The following is a 19,045-nucleotide window of genomic DNA, read 5'->3' as shown; positions in this document are numbered from 1 at the left end:
CGGATTATTGAACTGAATGACCGTGTGGCGGGCTCGCTCGCCACCGAGGGCCAACTCGTCCTCAAGAAACACACAACCTCCCTGTAGGAGTGAGCCTGCTCGCGATAGCGATATATCAGGCGAAATCCGTATTGAATGTCAGACCGCTATCGCGAGCAGGCTCACTCCTACTAGGTTTTGTATCAGCCGAGAATTTCCCCGTTTTTGCAGGAGCAATCATGACCCGTCCAAAGCAAGCCGAGCCCGCAGCGCACGCCGAGCCCTCGAGAATCCGTGAAGGCCTGCCCTTCCCGTTGGGTGCGACCTGGGATGGTCTGGGGGTGAACTTTGCGCTGTTTTCCGCCAACGCCACCAAGGTTGAACTGTGCATTTTCGACGATGCCGGCGAAGTCGAACTCGAACGCATCGAACTGCCGGAATACACCGATGAGATTTTCCACGGTTACCTGCCCGATGCCCACCCGGGGCTGATCTACGGCTATCGCGTGTATGGCCCTTATGACCCGGCCAATGGTCATCGTTTCAATCACAACAAATTGCTCATCGACCCCTATGCCAAACAACTGGTAGGCCAGTTGAAATGGTCCGAGGCGCTGTTCGGCTACACCATCGGCCACCCGGATGCCGACCTCAGTTTCGACGAACGCGACAGCGCGCCATTCGTGCCCAAGTGCAAGGTCATTGATCCGGCGCATACCTGGGGCAACGACCACCGCGTCAGCGTGCCGTGGGACAAGACGATCATTTATGAAACCCACGTGCGCGGCATCAGCATGCGTCACCCGGCAGTGCCGGAGAACGTGCGTGGCACGTTTGCCGGGTTGATGGTCGACGATGTGCTCGAACACATTCGCAAGCTCGGCGTATCAAGCGTGGAATTGCTGCCGATCCATGCTTTCGTCAACGACCAGCACCTGCTGCACAAGGGCATGACCAACTACTGGGGCTACAACAGCATCGCCTTCTTTGCCCCGGACCCGCGCTACCTGGCCAGCGGCAAGATCGCCGAGTTCAAGGAGATGGTGGCGCACCTGCACGAGGCCAATCTGGAGGTGATCCTCGACGTGGTCTACAACCACACCGCCGAGGGCAATGAGCAAGGCCCGACCCTGTCGATGCGCGGCATCGACAATGCCTCGTATTACCGGCTGATGCCCGACGACAAGCGCTTCTACATCAACGATTCCGGCACCGGCAACACCCTCGACCTGAGCCACCCGTGCGTTCTGCAAATGGTCACCGACTCGCTGCGCTACTGGGCCAGCGAGATGCATGTCGACGGTTTCCGCTTCGATCTGGCGACTATTCTCGGGCGTTATCACGACGGTTTCGACGAGCGTCACAGCTTCCTCGTCGCCTGCCGCCAGGACCCGGTGCTGCGTCAGGTGAAAATGATCGCCGAGCCGTGGGACTGCGGTCCTGGTGGTTATCAGGTGGGTAACTTTCCGCCGGGCTGGGTCGAGTGGAACGACAAGTTCCGCGACACCGTGCGCGCGTTCTGGAAAGGTGACGACGGCCAGGTCGCCGACTTCGCCAGCCGCATGACCGCGTCGGGCGAGATGTTCAACCAGCGCGGGCGGCGGCCGTACTCGTCGGTGAACTTCATCACCGCCCACGACGGTTTCACCCTCAATGACCTGGTGTCGTACAACGACAAGCACAACGAGGCCAACGACGAGAACAATCAGGACGGCAGCAACAACAACCTGTCGTGGAACCACGGCGTCGAAGGCCCGACCGACGATCCCGAAATCAATGCGCTGCGCCACCGGCAGATGCGCAACTTTTTCGCCACCCTGCTGCTGTCCCAGGGCACACCGATGATCGTCGCCGGCGACGAATTCGCCCGCACCCAGGACGGCAACAACAACGCCTATTGCCAGGACAGCGAGATCGGTTGGGTCAACTGGGACCTGAGCGAGGACGGCAAGGCACTGCTCAAGTTCGTCAAGCGCCTGATCAAGTTGCGCATGGCTTATCCGATCCTGCGACGCGGACGCTTTCTGGTCGGCGAGTACAACGAGGATATCGGCGTCAAGGACGTGACCTGGCTCGCACCGGACGGCACCGAGATGACCACCGAACACTGGCACGACGCGCATAACCGTTGCCTGGGCATGCTCCTCGATGGCCGCGCCCAGGAAACCGGGATCCGCCGCAAGGGGGGCGATGCGACATTGCTGCTGTTGGTCAACGCGCATCACGACATCGTCAACTTCACGCTGCCGGAAGTGCCTGAAGGCAGTTTCTGGACGTGCATGATCGACACCAATCAACCGGCGGTTCGCGGTCAGGAGCGCTTCGACTTCGGCCATGAATATTCCGTCACCGGCCGTTCACTGCTGCTGTTCGAGCTGCAACGCGAAGAAGAAGACTGACATGGACCTGCACTGCTATCTGGCGCGTCGCCCGCCGCACTATCCCGACAGCGAATCCCTCGGCCAGTGCCTGCGGGCGATGGTCGAGGCCGGGCTGGATCAACTGCCACTACCCGGCAGTGGCCGTACGCTGGAGCGCTTTCAGCGCCTGGCGGAAGTCGGCGGACACGATCTGGGTTTGTGCAAACTGTATGAAGGCCACACCGACGCGCTGGCGATCATCGAACAACTCGGCGGTTCGCCCACTCCGGGCAGCACCTGGGGCATGTGGGCGGCCGAACCGCCGCAGGCGCGGGTGCAAGTAACGCCGACCGGGCACATGGTTCGCCTCGACGGGCGCAAGGCCTGGTGCTCCGGCGCGGCAGTACTCAGCCATGCGCTGCTGACCGCGTGGGACGCTGATGAACGTCAGCAACTGGTCGCGGTGGCGCTTGATCAACCGGGCGTGACCATTACCGATCAGGGTTGGCAAGCCGTCGGCATGGGGGCCACCGCCAGCGTTGAAGTAGAGTTCAACGGCGCCGAAGCGCAAGCCATCGGCAATCCCGGCGATTACCTGCAGCGCCCCGGTTTCTGGCAAGGCGGGATCGGTATCGCCGCGTGCTGGTACGGCGCGGCGCGGCAGATCGCCGAGGCACTGCGCCAACACTGTGCAAAACGCCAAGAGCCGCACGCCCTCGCCCACCTCGGCGCGGTCGATTCGGCGTTGTACGCGGCGGCCAGCGTGCTGCGCTTCAGTGCGCTGCACATCGACACGCACCCCGAGGCCAATGCTCAATTGCTGGCCCGGCGTGCTCGCGCCGTGGTCGAACAAACCGCCGAGCAAGTACTGCGCGAAGTCGGGCGAGCGCTCGGCGCCGGTCCTTTCTGCAAGGATCGGCACTTCGCCCGGTTGAGCGCCGACCTGCCCGTATTCCTGCGCCAAAGCCACGCCGAGCGCGACCTGGCTGCCCTCGGCCAACAGATTGCCGAACACTCCGAGGAGGCCTGGACACTATGAACGCTGCCAGCAAACCCAACCCGATCGTCGGTCAAGGCACTTCCCTGGACCAATGGCAACACTCCCGGCAACTGGCTGCGCTGGACAGCATCGATGTCCTCAGTCTGGTACCACCCGGTGCCCGCGCCGTGATCGTCGCTCCGCACCCGGACGATGAAGTCCTCGGTTGCGGGGGGCTGTTGCAACTGCTCGCTGCGGCTGCCCGGCCCTTGCAACTGATCTCGGTCACCGACGGCAGCGCCAGCCACCCGGGCTCCGAGCGCTGGCCGGTCGAGCGCTTGAGCGTGGTGCGTCCACAGGAATCGGCCGAAGCCCTGCGGCGCCTCGGTGTGCCGCTGCACCGGATGAAATGGCTGCGCGGCGGTTTCACCGATACCCAAGTCGCCGCTCAGGAGCCGGCGCTCGTCGAGTTTATCGAACGCCACCTGCACCCCGGCGACGTGGTGTTCAGTACATGGGCCGAGGATGGCCATTGCGACCACGAAGCCGTCGGCCGCGCCAGCATCGAGGCTGCCCGGCGCGTTGGCGCCAGCTGTCACGAACTGCCGGTGTGGACCTGGCACTGGGCCGATCCCGAAGATGCCTCGGTGCCGTGGCATCGAGCGCGCAAGATTGCGTTATCCACCGAGCAAGTCGCGCGCAAACGCCACGCCGTGCATGCATTCGCCAGTCAACTGGAAGGCGATCCGCAGGCCGGACTGCCGCCAGTGCTGGCGCCCTACGTGCTGGAGCGGCTGCTGCAACCTTTCGAAGTGGTGTTCCTATGAGCGTCGATGATCGCTACTTCGACGGCCTGTTCAGCGCCAACGATGATCCTTGGGCCTTTCGCGAACGCTGGTACGAGCAGCGCAAACGCGCGATCACTCTCGCTGCGCTGCCCCGCGCGCACTACCGGGCAATCTTCGAACCCGGTTGCGCCAATGGCGAACTCAGCGCCGAACTTGCCAGCCGTTGCGACCGTCTGCTGTGCTGCGACACCGCCAGTGCGGCGGTGAGTCTGGCGCGTACCCGATTGAGTCTTTTTGACCACGCGCAAGTGCGCCAAAGTCGCTTGCCCGGCGACTGGCCGGAGGAAAAATTCGACCTGATTGTATTTAGCGAAATCGGCTACTACCTCGATGCCCGGGATCTGACAGAAGTAATCCGGCGCATCAGTGATTGCCTGACCGCCGACGGGCAATTGCTGGCCTGTCACTGGCGACCGCCAATCGAAGGCTGCCCGCTCAATGCACGTCAGGTTCACGACCTGATCCACGAACATTTGCCGCTGCCGCGCCTGGCGCTGCACCAGGAAGCCGACTTCATTCTCGAAGTCTGGAGCCGCGAGCCGCGCTCGGTGGCAGCGCTGGAGGGCCTGAGATGATCGGCATTCTGATTCCTGCACACAACGAGGAAGACCTGCTGGGGCAATGCCTCACCGCTGCGCTGCGCGCCAGCAAGCACGGGCTGTTGGCCGGCGAACCGGTGGAAGTGCTGGTGGTGCTCGACAGCTGCACCGACCGCTCGGCGCAGATCGTCAGCGGCTTTCCCGTGCTGAGCCTGCACATCGACGCGCGCAATGTCGGTCAGGCCCGGGCCGCCGGTGCGCAAGTCCTGCTGGAGCGCGGTGCGCGGTGGATTTCCTGCTCCGACGCCGACAGCCGGGTGGCCGATGACTGGCTGGTGGCGCAACTGGGGCTGGGGGCCGACGCGGTGTGCGGCACCGTGACCGTCGAGCATTGGGATCAATCGTTCGACGAGGCCGCGCAGATCCGCTATCACCGCCACTATCAGGCGCGTGACGGGCATCGGCACATCCACGGCGCCAACCTGGGAATCAGCGCCGACGCCTACCGCTGGGCTGGCGGCTTCGAACCGCTGGCCTGCGATGAAGACGTGCAACTGGTGCGGCAATTGGAACTGTCCGGCGCCGACATCGCCTGGAGCCATCGCCCGCAAGTGCACACCAGCGCCCGACTGGACAGTCGTGCACGCGGTGGATTCGGTGATTATCTGCGACATTTGGCACAGCTCGATCAAAAAAAAGCGGATCAGATTGATCTGTGACGCGACGAACCGGCCGTCATGAGCAATACTCTGCTGCGCGGCAATCCAGGGTTCGGAGCGTCGCACGGCAATCCATCAGCCTTCACGGGTCGCGCGCGCCTGATTTTCCACGGCGTCTGTACGACTGAGGGCCAGACACGACAAGGACGTAACACCCATGAAACCGTTATCCCTCAGCGACAATCCGCTGCCGGCGCAGATATGGAACAGCGCCCCGCAGCTGGACAACATTCCCGTCATCAACACCCACAGTCTGGTGCCCCCCGGTGCCCGAGCGGTGGTGGTCGCACCGCATCCTGGTGATGAAGTGGTGACCTGCGGCGGCCTCCTGCAATTACTTTCCAGCCTCGGCCACCCCCTGCAATTGCTCTCGATCACTGACGGCAGCGCCAGCCACCCCGGCTCGCGACAATGGTCGGAAAAACGCCTGAGCGTATTCCGCCCGCAAGAAAGCGTCGAGGCCCTGCGCCGCCTCGGTCTGCCGATGCACAGCCTGAAATGGGTACGCGGCGGGTTCACCGACAATGCGTTGCTGGAGCGCGAAGCCGACCTCACCGACTTCATCGCGCGCTACCTGCGCCCCGGAGATGTGGTCTTCAGTACCTGGGCCGGCGACGGCAGTGACGACCACGAGGCGGTCGGAAATGCCAGCGCCAAAGCGGCAGCGCAGGTCGGAGCAACCTTCCATGACGTGCCGGTCTGGGCCTGGCACTGGCCGGAACGCGATCAGCACCTGATCCCCTGGGAACGTGCGCGCAAATTGCGGCTCGACACCTGGACCGTCGCGCGCAAGAGCCACGCCACCCATGCCTATGCCAGCCAGCTCAAGGGCGAACCGGCCATCGGCATCGCGCCCCTGCTGCCGCGGGTGATCCTGGAGCGCATGCGCCTGCCCTACGAAATAGTCTTCGTCTGAAGCACACAACCCTGTGGGAGCGGGCTTGCTCGCGAACAGGTCGTCACCTGCAACATCACAGGTGTCTGACCCGCCGTCTTCGCGAGCAAGCCCGCTCCCACAGTTTTTTGCCTGCGCTCATACAGCATCTACAAGGAACTGCCGCCCCACTGCATCAGTCGCATAAGAAGGAAGCCGTTTTCAGAGGAGTGAACGTGTCCAGCGATCCCAAGCGTCACGCCGTCGACGCCCCCGTCATCCAGCGCCTGCGCGTGCTGACGGTCAATACCCACAAGGGCTTCACCGCCCTCAACCGGCGCTTCATCCTGCCGGAACTGCGCGAAGCAGTGCGCAGCACCTGCGCCGATCTGGTGTTTCTGCAGGAAGTGGTCGGTGAACACGAACGCCATTCCAATCGCTACAACGAATGGCCGCAAACCTCGCAATACGAATTTCTCGCCGACAGTATGTGGAGCGACTTCGCCTACGGGCGCAATGCCGTCTACCCCGATGGTCACCACGGCAATGCCCTGCTGTCGAAGTACCCGATCCGCGAATACCGCAACCTCGACGTGTCGATCACCGGCCCCGAACGCCGAGGCTTGCTGCATTGTGTGCTGGACGTACCGGGGCACGCCGAAGTGCATGCGATCTGCGTGCATTTGAGTTTGCTGGAAAGCCATCGGCAACTGCAGTTGCAACTGCTCTGCCAGTTGCTCGAATCACTGCCCGACGATGCACCGGTGATCATTGCCGGTGACTTCAACGACTGGCAGTTGCAGGGCAACCTGACCCTCGCCCGCCGCGATGACTTGCACGAAGCGTTCGAGCGCCACCACGGTCGTCCGGCCAAGACCTATCCGGCACGTTTTCCATTGCTGCGCCTGGACCGGGTCTATCTGCGTAATGCCAGCAGCCACGATCCGCAAATACTGGGCAACAGGCCGTGGACACACCTGTCGGATCACTTGCCGCTGGCGGTTGAAGTGCATTTGTAAACGCAGTTCTGACATGACCGTTGGTCAGCCCTGCTTGATCGACGGGCAAAACCTTCTACACCTAAAACAGCTCAAGGAGTAGCGCATTCAATTCGTTAGAGCATGGTTCTCACGTTGTGCCTCAGTTGTATCGGGAGGCCGAGCCAAGGCTCGCTCAAGGATGGATTTCCCGAATTCAGCCGAAGGGAATTGCCATGACGCGCTACGCCAGACACCTGCGGGCACTGCCGCAGGCTTTGCTCCTGCCTGCTTCACTCCTGTTGCTCAACAGCCCACCCGCCTCTGCTGCCTGTTCGCTGATTGCAGGTCCCGGCAACGACGCATTCACCTGTGACAGCGGCAGCAGCGGGTCGCTGACTGATCTTGCCGGCAACAACAGCCTGACCTTCCCCGCCAACGGCACCGGCCAGATCAATGGCAGCGTGACCTTTGGCGCCGGCGCCGACCGGGTGAACATGCAATCGGGGGTGATTACCGGCTCGGTCAGCCAAGGTGCCGGCATCGACGACTTCGTCATGAGCGGCGGTTCCATTGGCTCGCTGGCACAGGGCGACGGCCGCGATACCTTTCTGATGACCGGTGGCACCATCGTCGGCGCCTTCGAGGACGGCGACGTTGCGCGCATGACCGGCGGCACCATCGGCCGCGTCGACATGAAACTCGACAACAACATCTTCGATCTGTCCGGCGGGCAGATCCTCGGCAATCTGGTGACCGGCTTCGGCACCGACACCATTATCGTTTCCGGCGGGCGCATCGGCGGCAACATCAGCGTCAGTGGTGGCAACGACAGCATCACCGTGACCGGCGGTGAAATTGGCGGTGAGATTCGCGCCAGCGCCGGTGACGACAGCTTGCTGTGGAGCGGCGGGATCATCCGCTCGGCAATTCTGATGGGCGACGGCAACGACAACGCAACGCTGCGCAATCTGGATGACAGCCTGCTCACGCTGACACCGAGCGTGGATGGCGGCGCCGGCAACGATGTGCTGACCTTCGACAATACCCGCACCGCACTGCCGGCGCGCTTCAGCCATTGGGAAACAGTGAACCTGAACAACGCCTCGCAACTGGAACTGGGCTCGGGCACCTTGCTGCTGGGCGATGCCGTCAGTGGCACGGGTACGCTGAACGTCGACGCCAGCAGCAGCGTGTACTCGACCCAGGGCGCCGTGTCACCTGCCGTGGCCGGGCAAGCGGTGACTTTCAATAACGCCGGGGTCATTGACCTGACCCGCAACAACAGTCGCACCGATGACACACTGACGGTCAATGGCAACTATGTCGGCAATGGCGGGCAGTTGCTGTTGCAAAGCGTGCTCGATGGCGACGGCGCACCCAGTGACAAACTGGTGGTCAACAACGGCAGCCTGAGCGGCATGACCGCCATCACCGTCAGCAATCTCGGCGGGCTGGGTGGGCTGACGCTGGAAAACGGCATTCAACTGGTACAGGCCCAAGGTACTGCCGTGAGCAACAATTCCGCGTTCGTCCTCAACGGCCCGATTTCGGCCGGTGCCTACGATTACTACCTGTTCAAGGGCGGTGTCACCGCCGGCAGCGAAAACAGCTGGTATCTGCGCTCGGCGGTGGTCGCGCCTCAGGTGGTGAGCGTGCCCAATCCCGATCCGACGCTGCCGCCGATTCTTGTGCCAGTGGTGCCTGTACCGGTAGCGGCCGCCATCATCCCGGCCCCTGTGATCGCGCCCTCGCCTCCCGGGCAACCGGCTTCGCCGACAACCCCTGCATCGCCCCCGGCTGCGCCTGTTGCGGCATTGGCTGTGCAGCCGGTACTGCCCGTCGCCGTGGCAGGCGCCGCACCGATCCCGATCTACCGTCCCGAGGTGCCAACCTGGTCAGTGCTGCCGCCCGCCGCCGCACAATTGACCCTCAGCGCCCTCGGCACTTTCCACGACCGTCAGGGCGAACAGCGCCTGCTCAGCGAGACCGGTGCGTTTGGCGCCGGTTGGGGTCGGGTCTACGGCAAGAACCTCGACCAGACCTGGGCCGGGACTGTCACGCCGCGCCTGGACGGCTCGCTCAACGGCTTCCAGGTCGGCAACGATCTGTACAGCTCGCCGACCTCTGGCGGTCAGACCCAACGCATCGGTCTGTTTGTCGGCCATAGCCGGATTCAAGGCGATGTCGACGGTTTCAACGAAGGCTTCGAACACAACAGTGCGGGCAAGATCAAGCTGGAGGGCGACAGCTATGGCCTGTACTGGACGCTGACCGATCCCTACGGCTGGTACATCGATACGGTGGCGATGGGCACGCGATTCGACGGCGACAACCGCTCCGACCGCGGCCTTAAACTGGACAACCGCGGCCACGCGCTGACGCTCTCCGCCGAGGCCGGTTATCCGTTCGCCCTCAACGACACCTGGCTGGTCGAGCCGCAAGTGCAAGTGATCCACCAGAACATCTCCCTCGACAGCCAGGATGATGGCATCTCCCGGGTATCGTTCGACTCCGACGGCGCCTGGACCGGGCGTCTTGGCGCACGGCTCAAGGGCCGTTATCAGGTCAACGGGATGCCGCTGGAACCCTACCTGCGGGCCAATCTGTGGCACACCTTTTCCGGCACCGATTCAGTGACATTCGACGGCACCGACACCATCGACAGCGAACAGAAGTCTTCGACTGCGGATGTCGGACTCGGCGTCGTGCTGACCCTCGACCGCGCCGTGAGTGTCTACGCCAGCACCGATTACAGTAGCAATATTGATAGCAATGACCTGCGTGGCCTGGCCGGAAATCTGGGTGTTCGCATCAGTTGGTAGACCAATAGCCGGGCGCGCTTTTCGCGCTGTATGCGATCACTGAGGGCCGGGGCCTGCGGTGTCATGACCGACGCCTTCGCGAGCACGCTCGCTCCCACAGGTCTTGCATCGTACTTGTGGGAGCGGGCTTGCTCGCGAAAGGATCGACGTGGTGCCGGATCAGCCCTCAGGCTTGAGAATCAACACCGCCAACGGCGGCAGATTCAACTCCAGCGACAGAGACTGCCCGTGGCTCGCCACCTCGTCGGTGAACGCGCCACCGCCATTGCCGTAATTGGACCCGGCATAGGTGTCGGCATCGCTGTTGAGCAGCTCGGTCCAGCGCCCGGCAAACGGCACGCCCACGCGATAGGACTGACGCGGCACCGGGGTGAAGTTGGCCACCACCAGCACCGGTTTGCCGTCCTTGCTCCAGCGCAGCCACGCATACACGCTGTTGATCGCATCATCGCCGATCAGCCACTGGAAGCCCTGCGGCGCATCGTCCTGATCGTGCAGCGCCGGTTCGTCGCGGTACAAGCGGTTGAGGTCACCAACCAGTTTCTGCACGCCTTTGTGCTCGGAATACTGCAGCAGATACCAATCGAGTTGCTGATCGTGATTCCACTCACGCCACTGGCCGAACTCACAGCCCATGAACAACAGCTTCTTGCCCGGGTGGGTCCACATGAAGCTCAGATAGGCGCGCAGGTTGGCGAACTTCTGCCAGCGATCGCCGGGCATCTTGTCGATCAGCGAGTGCTTGCCGTGCACCACTTCGTCGTGGGAAATCGGCAGGATGAAGCGCTCGGACCAGGCGTAGACCAGACCAAAGCTCAGTTCGTTGTGATGATGCGCGCGGTACACCGGGTCCTGTTGGATGTAGTGCAGCGAGTCGTGCATCCAGCCCATGTTCCATTTGTAGGCAAAACCGAGGCCGCCCTGCTGGGTGCTCTGACTGACGCCTGGCCATGCGGTGGATTCTTCGGCGATCACCAGCGCACCCGGGGCTTCCAGCTCGACCACGTCATTCAAGTGCCGGAGGAAATCAATGGCTTCCAGATTTTCCCGTCCGCCATGGCGGTTCGGCACCCATTCGCCAGCCTTGCGCGAATAGTCGCGATAGAGCATCGAGGCCACCGCGTCGACCCGCAGGCCATCGACGTGAAAATGCTTCAACCAGTGCAGCGCCGAGGCCAGCATGTAACCGTGCACCTCGGTGCGCCCCAGGTTGTAGATCAACGTGTCCCAGTCCTGATGGAAGCCTTCCAGCGGGTTGCCGTATTCGTACAGCGCCGTGCCGTCGAACTGCGCCAGACCGTGGGTGTCGGTGGGAAAATGCGCCGGCACCCAGTCGAGAATCACGCCGATACCGGCTTGGTGACAGGCGTTGACGAAATCGCCGAACTGCTCCGGTGTGCCGTATCGCGCGCTCGGGGCGAATTGCGAGAGCAACTGATAGCCCCACGAACCGCCGAACGGGTGCTCCATGATTGGCATCAGTTCGATATGGGTGAAGCCCAGTTCCTTGACGTAAGGAATCAACCGCTCGGCCAGCTCCGGCCAGGTGTATTGGCGGGCGACTTCGCCCAGATCGTCCAGTTCGCACTGCCACGATCCCGCGTGCAGCTCGTAGATCGACAGTGGCTGCGAATGCTGTTGCCGCTGGCGACGGCCGCTCATCCACTCCTGATCCTGCCAGTTGATCTGCAGCGGCGCGGCGACTTTCGACGCGGTGTCCGGTGGCAGGCTGGTGGCCAGCGCCATCGGGTCGGCCTTCAGCGGCAGAATGCCGTGGGCGCCGAGAATTTCGTACTTGTACAACTCGCCCGCTTGCAGGCGCGGAATGAACAACTCCCAGACCCCGGACGGATGCCGCAGGCGCATCGGGTGCCGGCGCCCGTCCCACACGTTGAAATCGCCCACCACCGACACGCGCCGGGCGTTCGGCGCCCAGACGGCAAAGCGCACGCCCTCCACGCCCTCGACGGTGGTCAGTTGCGCACCGAGGCAACTGCTCAGGTCGCGGTGATTGCCTTCGGCAAACAGATATAAATCCATTTCACCGAGCAACTGGCCAAAGCTGTAGGGATCTTCCGCTACCTGCTCGCCCCCGGCCCAGCGCGTGCGCAGCCGATACGGCCGGGCCTGCGCAAAGTGCCCGACAAACAGCCCCGGGGTTTCGGTGGCCGTCAGTTCGCCGCGCTCTTCGCCGCTGTCCCTGTCCAATACTTCAACTTTCAACGCACCGGGCAGATAAGCCCGGATGAATTGCCCGCCGGCACCATCGCCGTGGGGGCCAAGAATGGAAAACGGGTCGTGGTGTTCGGCGCGCACCAAGGCATCGATGTCCTGCGCCGCCGGCAATAACGCTTCTTTAGCGTGACCCTGTTCCTTGTTCGAGAAACTCATGACTACTCTCCACCAAGATCGGAAAAGGGTTTAAGCCCCGTCAATAACCCATACAAACCGTGCAACGGCACGGGCAGCCACGTGGGGCGATTTTCGGCTTCATAGGCCACTTCATAGGCCGCCTTCTCCAGGCCGAACAGCGCAAGCGCAGCGTCGGCACCTGCAGGATCCTGCCAAGCATGATCAAGACTAGCTGCCGCCCGGCGATATGCCTGCACAAATGCCTCGCGGGCCTCGCGCAAGTAGCGCTCGGCGACGCGATGACGCGCCGCTTCGGATTCAGGACTGTGATCGACGTTGTGTACGTTGATGGTCATTGCTGCGGCGTAATCGAACGAGCGCAGCACTCCGCTGACATCCTTGTACGGGCTATGTTTGCCACGACGCTCGTGCAGCGGCCGTGCCGGTTCACCCTCGAAATCGATCAGATAGGCATCACCCTTGATCACCAGCACCTGGCCCAGATGCAGATCGCCGTGGACGCGAATGCGCAACCCGCCGACGGCTTTTTTCGCCAGATCCTGCACGTGCGTGAGGATGGTTTTCTTTTCGTCGATCAGATGTTTGACCAGTTTCTGATCCGCCGCGCCCAACTGGCCCTGATGCTGTTTGAGCAGCTTCAACGCATGTTCCACTTGCGCCGCAACGTCCTTGCCGATGGTTTGTGCATCCTTGGCACTGGTGGTCTGCGGGGTGAAATCCGGGTTGTCGCTCGGCGCCGCCAGCACCTGGTGCATCTCGCCCAGACGCTGGCCGAGCATGGCGGCGAAGTCCTTCAGCTCACCGAGGGCGTTGTAATGCTGCTCCTGCTCGGACATGGCGTCGGCCAGTTCATCGCGCAGCGCCCGCTCAAGGTTGTTCTGAGTCCATTCCCAGGCATCGCCCTGATTGCTCAGATAGCCTTGGGCAATCATCAGCAGATTGTCTTCGCCGTTGGCATCACGGCGGATCACCGAACCCAGCAGCGGCGAAATGTTCTCGAAACCGGCCTCGGTCAGGCAGGCACTCATTTCCAGTTCCGGGTGCACCCCGGAGGCGACCTTGCGGATCAGTTTCAACACCAGACTGTTGCCGATCACCACCGAACTGTTCGATTGTTCAGCCGACAGATAACGCACTTCCGACTCGGCGCCGAGGCCAAGTTTTGCAAGCTGTGCAGTCGGGGCGAAACGAATCTCGCCCTCTTCGCAATTGAGCACCGTATTGTTCTGCATGCCTTGCAGCACCGCGCGAATGAACGCTTCGAGGCTGAACGCATCGGTGATCAGCCCGACCTGACGTCCGCGCCGTACCCGCGACAACGCCAGCTGCTGCGGCAGCGCCGGGCCGACCTGATCCTCCGCGATGAAACCAAACGGCAATTGATAGCGGCTGGTCTGCCCGCCGCTGGTCACTTCAATCTCGCTCAGCAGCACTGGATGCTGCGCATCGCCAAAGCGTACGCCGTAGGCCAGATGCACCTGCTCGATGGCCGCATCCTTACCGGCAAACCAGCGGCGGTTCTGCAACCAGCTCGGCAAGATGCCCTGCTCCAGGGTGTTGCGGGTTGGCGCTTCGAGCAGCTCTTCCATGCGTTTTTTCAGCACCAGCGTAGTGAAGTCCGGCAGACTCTGCGCCGGCTCCACATGCCAGCTCGGCATCTGGTTTTCCGTGGCCAGGGCGAACCAGTAGAAGCCGTACGGCGCCAGGGTCAGGAGGAAATTCAACTGGCCGATTGGTGGGAAGGCGTTACCGCCGAGCATCTCCACCGGGACCATGCCGACGTAGGCCGACAGATCCAGCTCCGCCGCCTGCGCGCTGCGCGACACGTTGGCCACGCAGAGGATGATTTCATGCTTGCCGTCGGCGTCGGTGAATTCTCGGGTGTAGGCCAGAATCCGCCGGTTGCTCGGCGACAGCATCTTCAACGTGCCGCGCCCGAAGGCCTTGGACTGCTTGCGCACGGCGAGCATGCGTCGCGTCCAGTTGAGCAGCGAATGCGGGTCGCCAGCCTGGGTTTCGACGTTCACCGACAGGTAGCCGTACTGCGGGTCCATGATCGGCGGCAGCACCAGGCTTGCCGGGTCGGCGCGGGAGAAACCACCGTTGCGGTCGATCGACCATTGCATCGGGGTACGCACGCCGTCGCGGTCACCAAGATAGATGTTGTCGCCCATGCCGATTTCATCGCCGTAATACAAGGTCGGCGTGCCCGGCATCGACAACAGCAGGCTATTGAGCAGTTCGACGCGGCGGCGATCACGCTCCATCAACGGCGCCAGACGCCGGCGAATGCCAAGGTTGATTCGCGCGCGACGGTCAGCAGCGTAGTAATTCCACAGGTAATCGCGCTCCTTGTCGGTGACCATCTCCAGCGTCAGCTCATCGTGGTTACGCAGGAAGATTGCCCACTGGCAGTTGGCGGGAATTTCCGGGGTCTGGCGCAGAATATCGGTGATCGGAAAGCGATCTTCCTGGGCCAGCGCCATGTACATGCGCGGCATCAGCGGGAAGTGAAACGCCATGTGGCATTCGTCACCATTGACGCCCGCCGCATCGGTGTCGCCGAAGTACAACTGGGTGTCTTCCGGCCATTGATTGGCCTCGGCCAGCAGCATGCGGTCGGGGTAATTGGCGTCAATCTCGGCGCGAATCTGCTTGAGGACGTCGTGGGTCTCCGGCAGGTTTTCGTTGTTGGTGCCGTCGCGTTCGATCAGGTACGGAATGGCGTCGAGACGCAAACCGTCGATGCCCATGTCCAGCCAGTAACGCATCACCGACAACACCGCTTTCATCACCTGCGGGTTGTCAAAGTTCAGGTCCGGTTGGTGCGAATAGAAGCGATGCCAGAAGTACTGACCGGCAACCGGGTCCCAGGTCCAGTTGGACTTTTCGGTGTCGAGGAAGATGATCCGCGTGCCGTCGTATTTTTGATCGTCATCCGACCACACGTAAAAGTCCCGCGCCGCAGAACCTGGTTTGGCCTTGCGCGCGCGCTGGAACCACGGATGCTGGTCGGAGGTGTGGTTGATGACCAGCTCGGTGATCACCCGCAAACCGCGTTTGTGCGCCTCGGCGATAAAACGCTTGGCGTCGGCCATGGTCCCGTAGTCGCTGTGTACGCCACGGTATTCGGCGATATCGTAACCGTCGTCGCGTCGTGGCGAAGGGTAGAACGGCAGCAGCCAGATGGTGTTGACGCCGAGTTCGGCGATGTAATCGAGTTTGGCGATCAGGCCGGGAAAGTCGCCGATCCCGTCATTGTTGGAGTCGAAAAACGATTTGACGTGTACTTGATAGATCACCGCGTCTTTGTACCAGAGCGGGTCTTTGATGAAGGTGGCTGCTTTGGGTTTCTTCGCCATGTGAAACTCCTGTTCAATTCTAGAAAAACCGTGAGCCGATCACCTGACTCAAACACGACGAGCAACCTGTAGGAGTGAGCCTGCTCGCGATTGCGGTTTGATATTCAACAAAATAGTTACCTGCAAGATTGCTATCGCGAGCAGGCTCACTCCTACAATGGGTCGGTGCTCAGGTGGTAATCCGCCAGATCCCGAACGGCTGATACGCCGGATCAATGCGCATGAACTGGTATTTGCCATGCCAGTCCCAGCGATGCCCGTTCATCAAGTCCTCACCGTGAGTCGTGGCGTCGTCCGGCAACCCCATCTCCCACAACGGCAGCTCGAAATTGGCCTCCTGCACGTGGTGCGGATCGAGGCTCACCGCCACCAGAATGAAGTTGCTGCCATCGAAGCTACGCTTGCCGAAATACAGAATGTTGTCGTTCCAGGCGTTGTAGACCTTCAAGCCCAAGTGCGTGTGCAACGCCGGGTTTTGCCGGCGGATGCGATTGAGCTGGGCAATTTCGGCAATGATGTTGCCCGGCGCGTTGAAGTCGCGGACACGGATCTCGTATTTCTCCGAATCGAGGTATTCCTCCTTGCCCGGCACGGGGGCCGACTCGCACAGTTCATACCCCGAATACATGCCCCACAGACCCGAGCCCATGGTCGCCAGCGCCGCGCGGATGAGAAACCCCGGGCGTCCGGACTCATGCAGGAACGCCGGGTTGATGTCCGGCGTGTTGACGAAGAAATTCGGCCGGTAGCACTCGCGCCACGGCGATTGATTGAGTTCGGTGAAATAGCTCGCCAGCTCGGCCTTGGTGTTGCGCCAGGTGAAATAGGTGTAGCTCTGGGTGTAACCGACCTTGCCGAGGCGCGCCATCATCGCCGGCGTGGTGAAGGCTTCGGCGAGGAAGATCACCTCTGGGTGCAGCGCCCGCACATCGGCAATCAACCACTGCCAGAACGGCAGCGGTTTGGTGTGCGGGTTGTCGACGCGGAAGATCTTCACGCCCTCGTGAACCCAGCCGACCACGATGTCGCGCAACTCGACCCACAGGCTGGGGATCGCCTCTGGCGCATAGAAGTCGACGTTGACGATGTCCTGATATTTCTTCGGCGGGTTCTCCGCGTATTTGATCGTGCCGTCCGGCCGCCAGTTGAACCAGCCTGGATGTTGCTTGAGCCACGGGTGGTCCTGGGAACACTGGATGGCGAAATCAAGAGCGATCTCCAGGCCGTGCCCGGCGGCAGCGGCCACCAGCCGGCGGAAGTCCTCGCGGCTGCCGAGTTGCGAGTGAATTGCCTCGTGGCCACCCTCCTCGCTGCCGATCGCATAAGGGCTGCCCGGATCATCCGGCCCGGCGGTCAGGGCGTTATTGCGGCCCTTGCGGTGCGCGCGGCCGATCGGATGGATCGGGGTGAAATAGAGCACGTCGAAGCCCATGTCCTGAATCATCGGCAAACGCGCGTGTACATCATTAAAGGTGCCGTGACGGTTGGGATCGTCGGTGATCGAGCGGGGAAACAGCTCATACCAACTGGCGAACTCGGCCAGTTCACGTTCGACGTCCATCGGGAATTCGGCGCTCAGGCTCAGGTAGGCGCGGTGATCGGCCTGCGCCATCAGTTGCGCACTGCGCGGGTGCAGAAACAGCGCCACCTGCTCGGTTTCGAGCAGGCCGGACAATTCGTGGTGCAGCGCCGCGAGTTGTTCGCTGAGCGGCCCTTCACTGCGTTCGGCGGCCTGTTGCACCATACTTCGGCCTTCCTGCAACTCCAGTGAGACCGGGACGGCGGCGTGGTGTTTTTTCTCCAGTTCGTACTGAAAACTGGCGAAGTGGTCGATCCATGCCTCGACACAAAACACAAAGCGCCCTTGATGCTCGGGACGAAAGCGCCCTTCCCAGCTGTTGTTACCCAGGTCGGTCATGACCTCGCTCTGCCAGGTCTGTGTGCCTTCTTCGTGCCAACGGATACGCACCGCGAGCTTGTCGTGCCCGTCGGCAAACACTTTGCTGGTGACGACGACGTCACGCCCGGCAATCGACTTGACGGCAAACTGCCCGCCATCGAGGGTCGGCATGGTGTTTTCGATCACGATGCGCGGCAGCAGCAGCGCCTGCGACAGCGGCATGTGCGGGTTGTAGCTCAGCTCTGAAGGTTTTTCAGCAGTCATCGAGCATCTCTCCTTAACGCCCCAAGGACGCTCTTGTGCCGGATCAGTATTCACGACGAGGCACCGGCCCCGACTTGAACTCACTTAGGTTCCGAGCGACCGGCGCGGGGAAAAGTTCACAGGGATTTGCCTGGACAAAAAAGCGGATCGAAATCGCCACGAGGTGGTCAATCCACTTAAGCACTTCTCACGCCATGTGCCACACGGAGGTCTATAGATGAACATCCCGATTCCGGCCGAAACACCTGATCCGAACATCGACAAACCCACCCTGCCCGAGACCGAACCACAACCGATTCCGGAGCAGGAACCACCCGGCACCACGCCACCGGCCAAGGAAGAACCGCCGACAACAATGCCGCCGGTGATCGTCTGAGGTTCATTGGATTGCTCCCACACCCTGCGTGGGAGCAATCGGGTCAGAGGTGATCATTCTTCTGCGGGTCTTTTTCAAAGAGTTTCACGATGTGCGGCATCACGCTGAAGATCACCAGCGCCAGAAAGGTGCTGAGCAGCGCCGTCGCCTCTTTGCCCAGGCCGGCAGCCACGCCAATGGCGGCGGTCATCCACAGCCCGGCGGCGGTGGTCAGCCCTTTGACATGGCCTTCATCACCTTCGTGATTCTTCAGGATAGTCCCGGCACCAAGAAAACCGATCCCGGCGATCACGCCCTGCAACACCCTGCTCATGGCGTCGGATTCGGCCCCGGACGTCTGCGGCACCAGCACAAACAGCGCCGCCCCGAGCGCCACCAGCATGTGCGTACGCACGCCGGCAGCCTTGCCCTTGTGTTCACGCTCAAACCCGAGAATTCCGCCGAGCACGGCCGCCATCAGCAGGCGCACGGTGATCCGTGTCAGTTGCGAGGCGTCGCCAATGTCGGCGAACTCCGCTTGCAGGGTTTCCCACACTTCATGCCACCACGCGTTCATCCGGCAGTCCTTGTAAAGGGTCGATAGAGGATGGACAGCGGCGACCATTAATCAGTTGCGCAGAACGATCAGCGACGCCTGCGCCCTAACCTTTCAGACACCCCTGAAAAAAGG

General features: G+C 62.1%; 13 protein-coding genes. 9 read left to right on the top strand and 4 right to left on the bottom strand.

Annotated features, from left to right (window positions below; translation table 11 throughout):
- Positions 1-218 precede the first annotated feature (218 nt).
- From glgX to AC1UK9_RS13475, 8 genes are all read left to right on the top strand, one after another.
- Complete coding sequence (gene glgX / locus AC1UK9_RS13510) at positions 219-2,378, top strand: glycogen debranching protein GlgX (protein ID WP_482580397.1); 2,160 nt, start codon at positions 219-221, stop codon at positions 2,376-2,378.
- Between the two features lies 1 nt (position 2,379).
- The gene (locus AC1UK9_RS13505) at positions 2,380-3,378 is read left to right on the top strand and encodes an acyl-CoA dehydrogenase (RefSeq protein ID WP_482580396.1); all 999 of its coding nucleotides are present in this window, start codon (positions 2,380-2,382) and stop codon (positions 3,376-3,378) included.
- Positions 3,375-4,145 (top strand): PIG-L deacetylase family protein, encoded by a 771-nt coding sequence (locus tag AC1UK9_RS13500; RefSeq protein ID WP_025109994.1) that lies wholly within the window; start codon positions 3,375-3,377, stop codon positions 4,143-4,145. Before AC1UK9_RS13505 ends, AC1UK9_RS13500 begins: the two co-directional genes overlap by 4 nt.
- Positions 4,142-4,741, top strand: coding sequence for an SAM-dependent methyltransferase (locus AC1UK9_RS13495; RefSeq protein WP_025109995.1), 600 nt, complete (start codon positions 4,142-4,144; stop codon positions 4,739-4,741). Before AC1UK9_RS13500 ends, AC1UK9_RS13495 begins: the two co-directional genes overlap by 4 nt.
- Entirely contained in the window at positions 4,738-5,424 is a 687-nt protein-coding gene (locus AC1UK9_RS13490; RefSeq protein WP_025109996.1) for a glycosyltransferase family 2 protein, read from the top strand. The genes AC1UK9_RS13495 and AC1UK9_RS13490 overlap by 4 nt, the downstream gene beginning before the upstream one ends.
- A gap of 157 nt (positions 5,425-5,581) precedes the next feature.
- Complete coding sequence (locus AC1UK9_RS13485; protein ID WP_025109997.1) at positions 5,582-6,340, top strand: PIG-L deacetylase family protein; 759 nt, start codon at positions 5,582-5,584, stop codon at positions 6,338-6,340.
- A 194-nt stretch (positions 6,341-6,534) separates the two neighbouring features.
- Positions 6,535-7,317: an endonuclease/exonuclease/phosphatase family protein gene (locus tag AC1UK9_RS13480; RefSeq protein WP_025109998.1), complete on the top strand. Its 783-nt coding sequence runs from the start codon at positions 6,535-6,537 to the stop codon at positions 7,315-7,317.
- A gap of 194 nt (positions 7,318-7,511) precedes the next feature.
- Positions 7,512-10,100, top strand: a complete 2,589-nt coding sequence (locus tag AC1UK9_RS13475) for an autotransporter family protein (protein ID WP_482580394.1) — start codon at positions 7,512-7,514, stop codon at positions 10,098-10,100.
- A gap of 159 nt (positions 10,101-10,259) precedes the next feature.
- Here the strand turns inward: AC1UK9_RS13475 and glgB are convergent, their stop codons facing one another.
- From glgB to AC1UK9_RS13460, 3 genes are all read right to left on the bottom strand, one after another.
- Positions 10,260-12,491: a 1,4-alpha-glucan branching protein GlgB gene (gene glgB / locus AC1UK9_RS13470; protein ID WP_473015642.1), complete on the bottom strand. Its 2,232-nt coding sequence runs from the start codon at positions 12,489-12,491 to the stop codon at positions 10,260-10,262.
- A 2-nt stretch (positions 12,492-12,493) separates the two neighbouring features.
- Positions 12,494-15,835: a maltose alpha-D-glucosyltransferase gene (gene treS / locus AC1UK9_RS13465; RefSeq protein ID WP_482580392.1), complete on the bottom strand. Its 3,342-nt coding sequence runs from the start codon at positions 15,833-15,835 to the stop codon at positions 12,494-12,496.
- Between the two features lie 169 nt (positions 15,836-16,004).
- Complete coding sequence (locus AC1UK9_RS13460) at positions 16,005-17,999, bottom strand: alpha-1,4-glucan--maltose-1-phosphate maltosyltransferase (protein WP_482580390.1); 1,995 nt, start codon at positions 17,997-17,999, stop codon at positions 16,005-16,007.
- Positions 18,000-18,216: 217 nt separating this feature from the next.
- On the opposite strand from AC1UK9_RS13460, the gene AC1UK9_RS13455 reads away from it, so the two are divergent.
- Positions 18,217-18,375 (top strand): hypothetical protein, encoded by a 159-nt coding sequence (locus tag AC1UK9_RS13455; protein ID WP_177327322.1) that lies wholly within the window; start codon positions 18,217-18,219, stop codon positions 18,373-18,375.
- Between the two features lie 43 nt (positions 18,376-18,418).
- On the opposite strand, the gene AC1UK9_RS13450 is transcribed toward AC1UK9_RS13455, so the two are convergent.
- Complete coding sequence (locus tag AC1UK9_RS13450; RefSeq protein ID WP_025110003.1) at positions 18,419-18,931, bottom strand: MgtC/SapB family protein; 513 nt, start codon at positions 18,929-18,931, stop codon at positions 18,419-18,421.
- Positions 18,932-19,045 lie beyond the last annotated feature (114 nt).

The sequence above is a fragment of the Pseudomonas sp. AK-TSAG1-1 genome (genome assembly GCF_056821665.1).
This window is presented reverse-complemented; position numbering and strand designations above follow the sequence as displayed.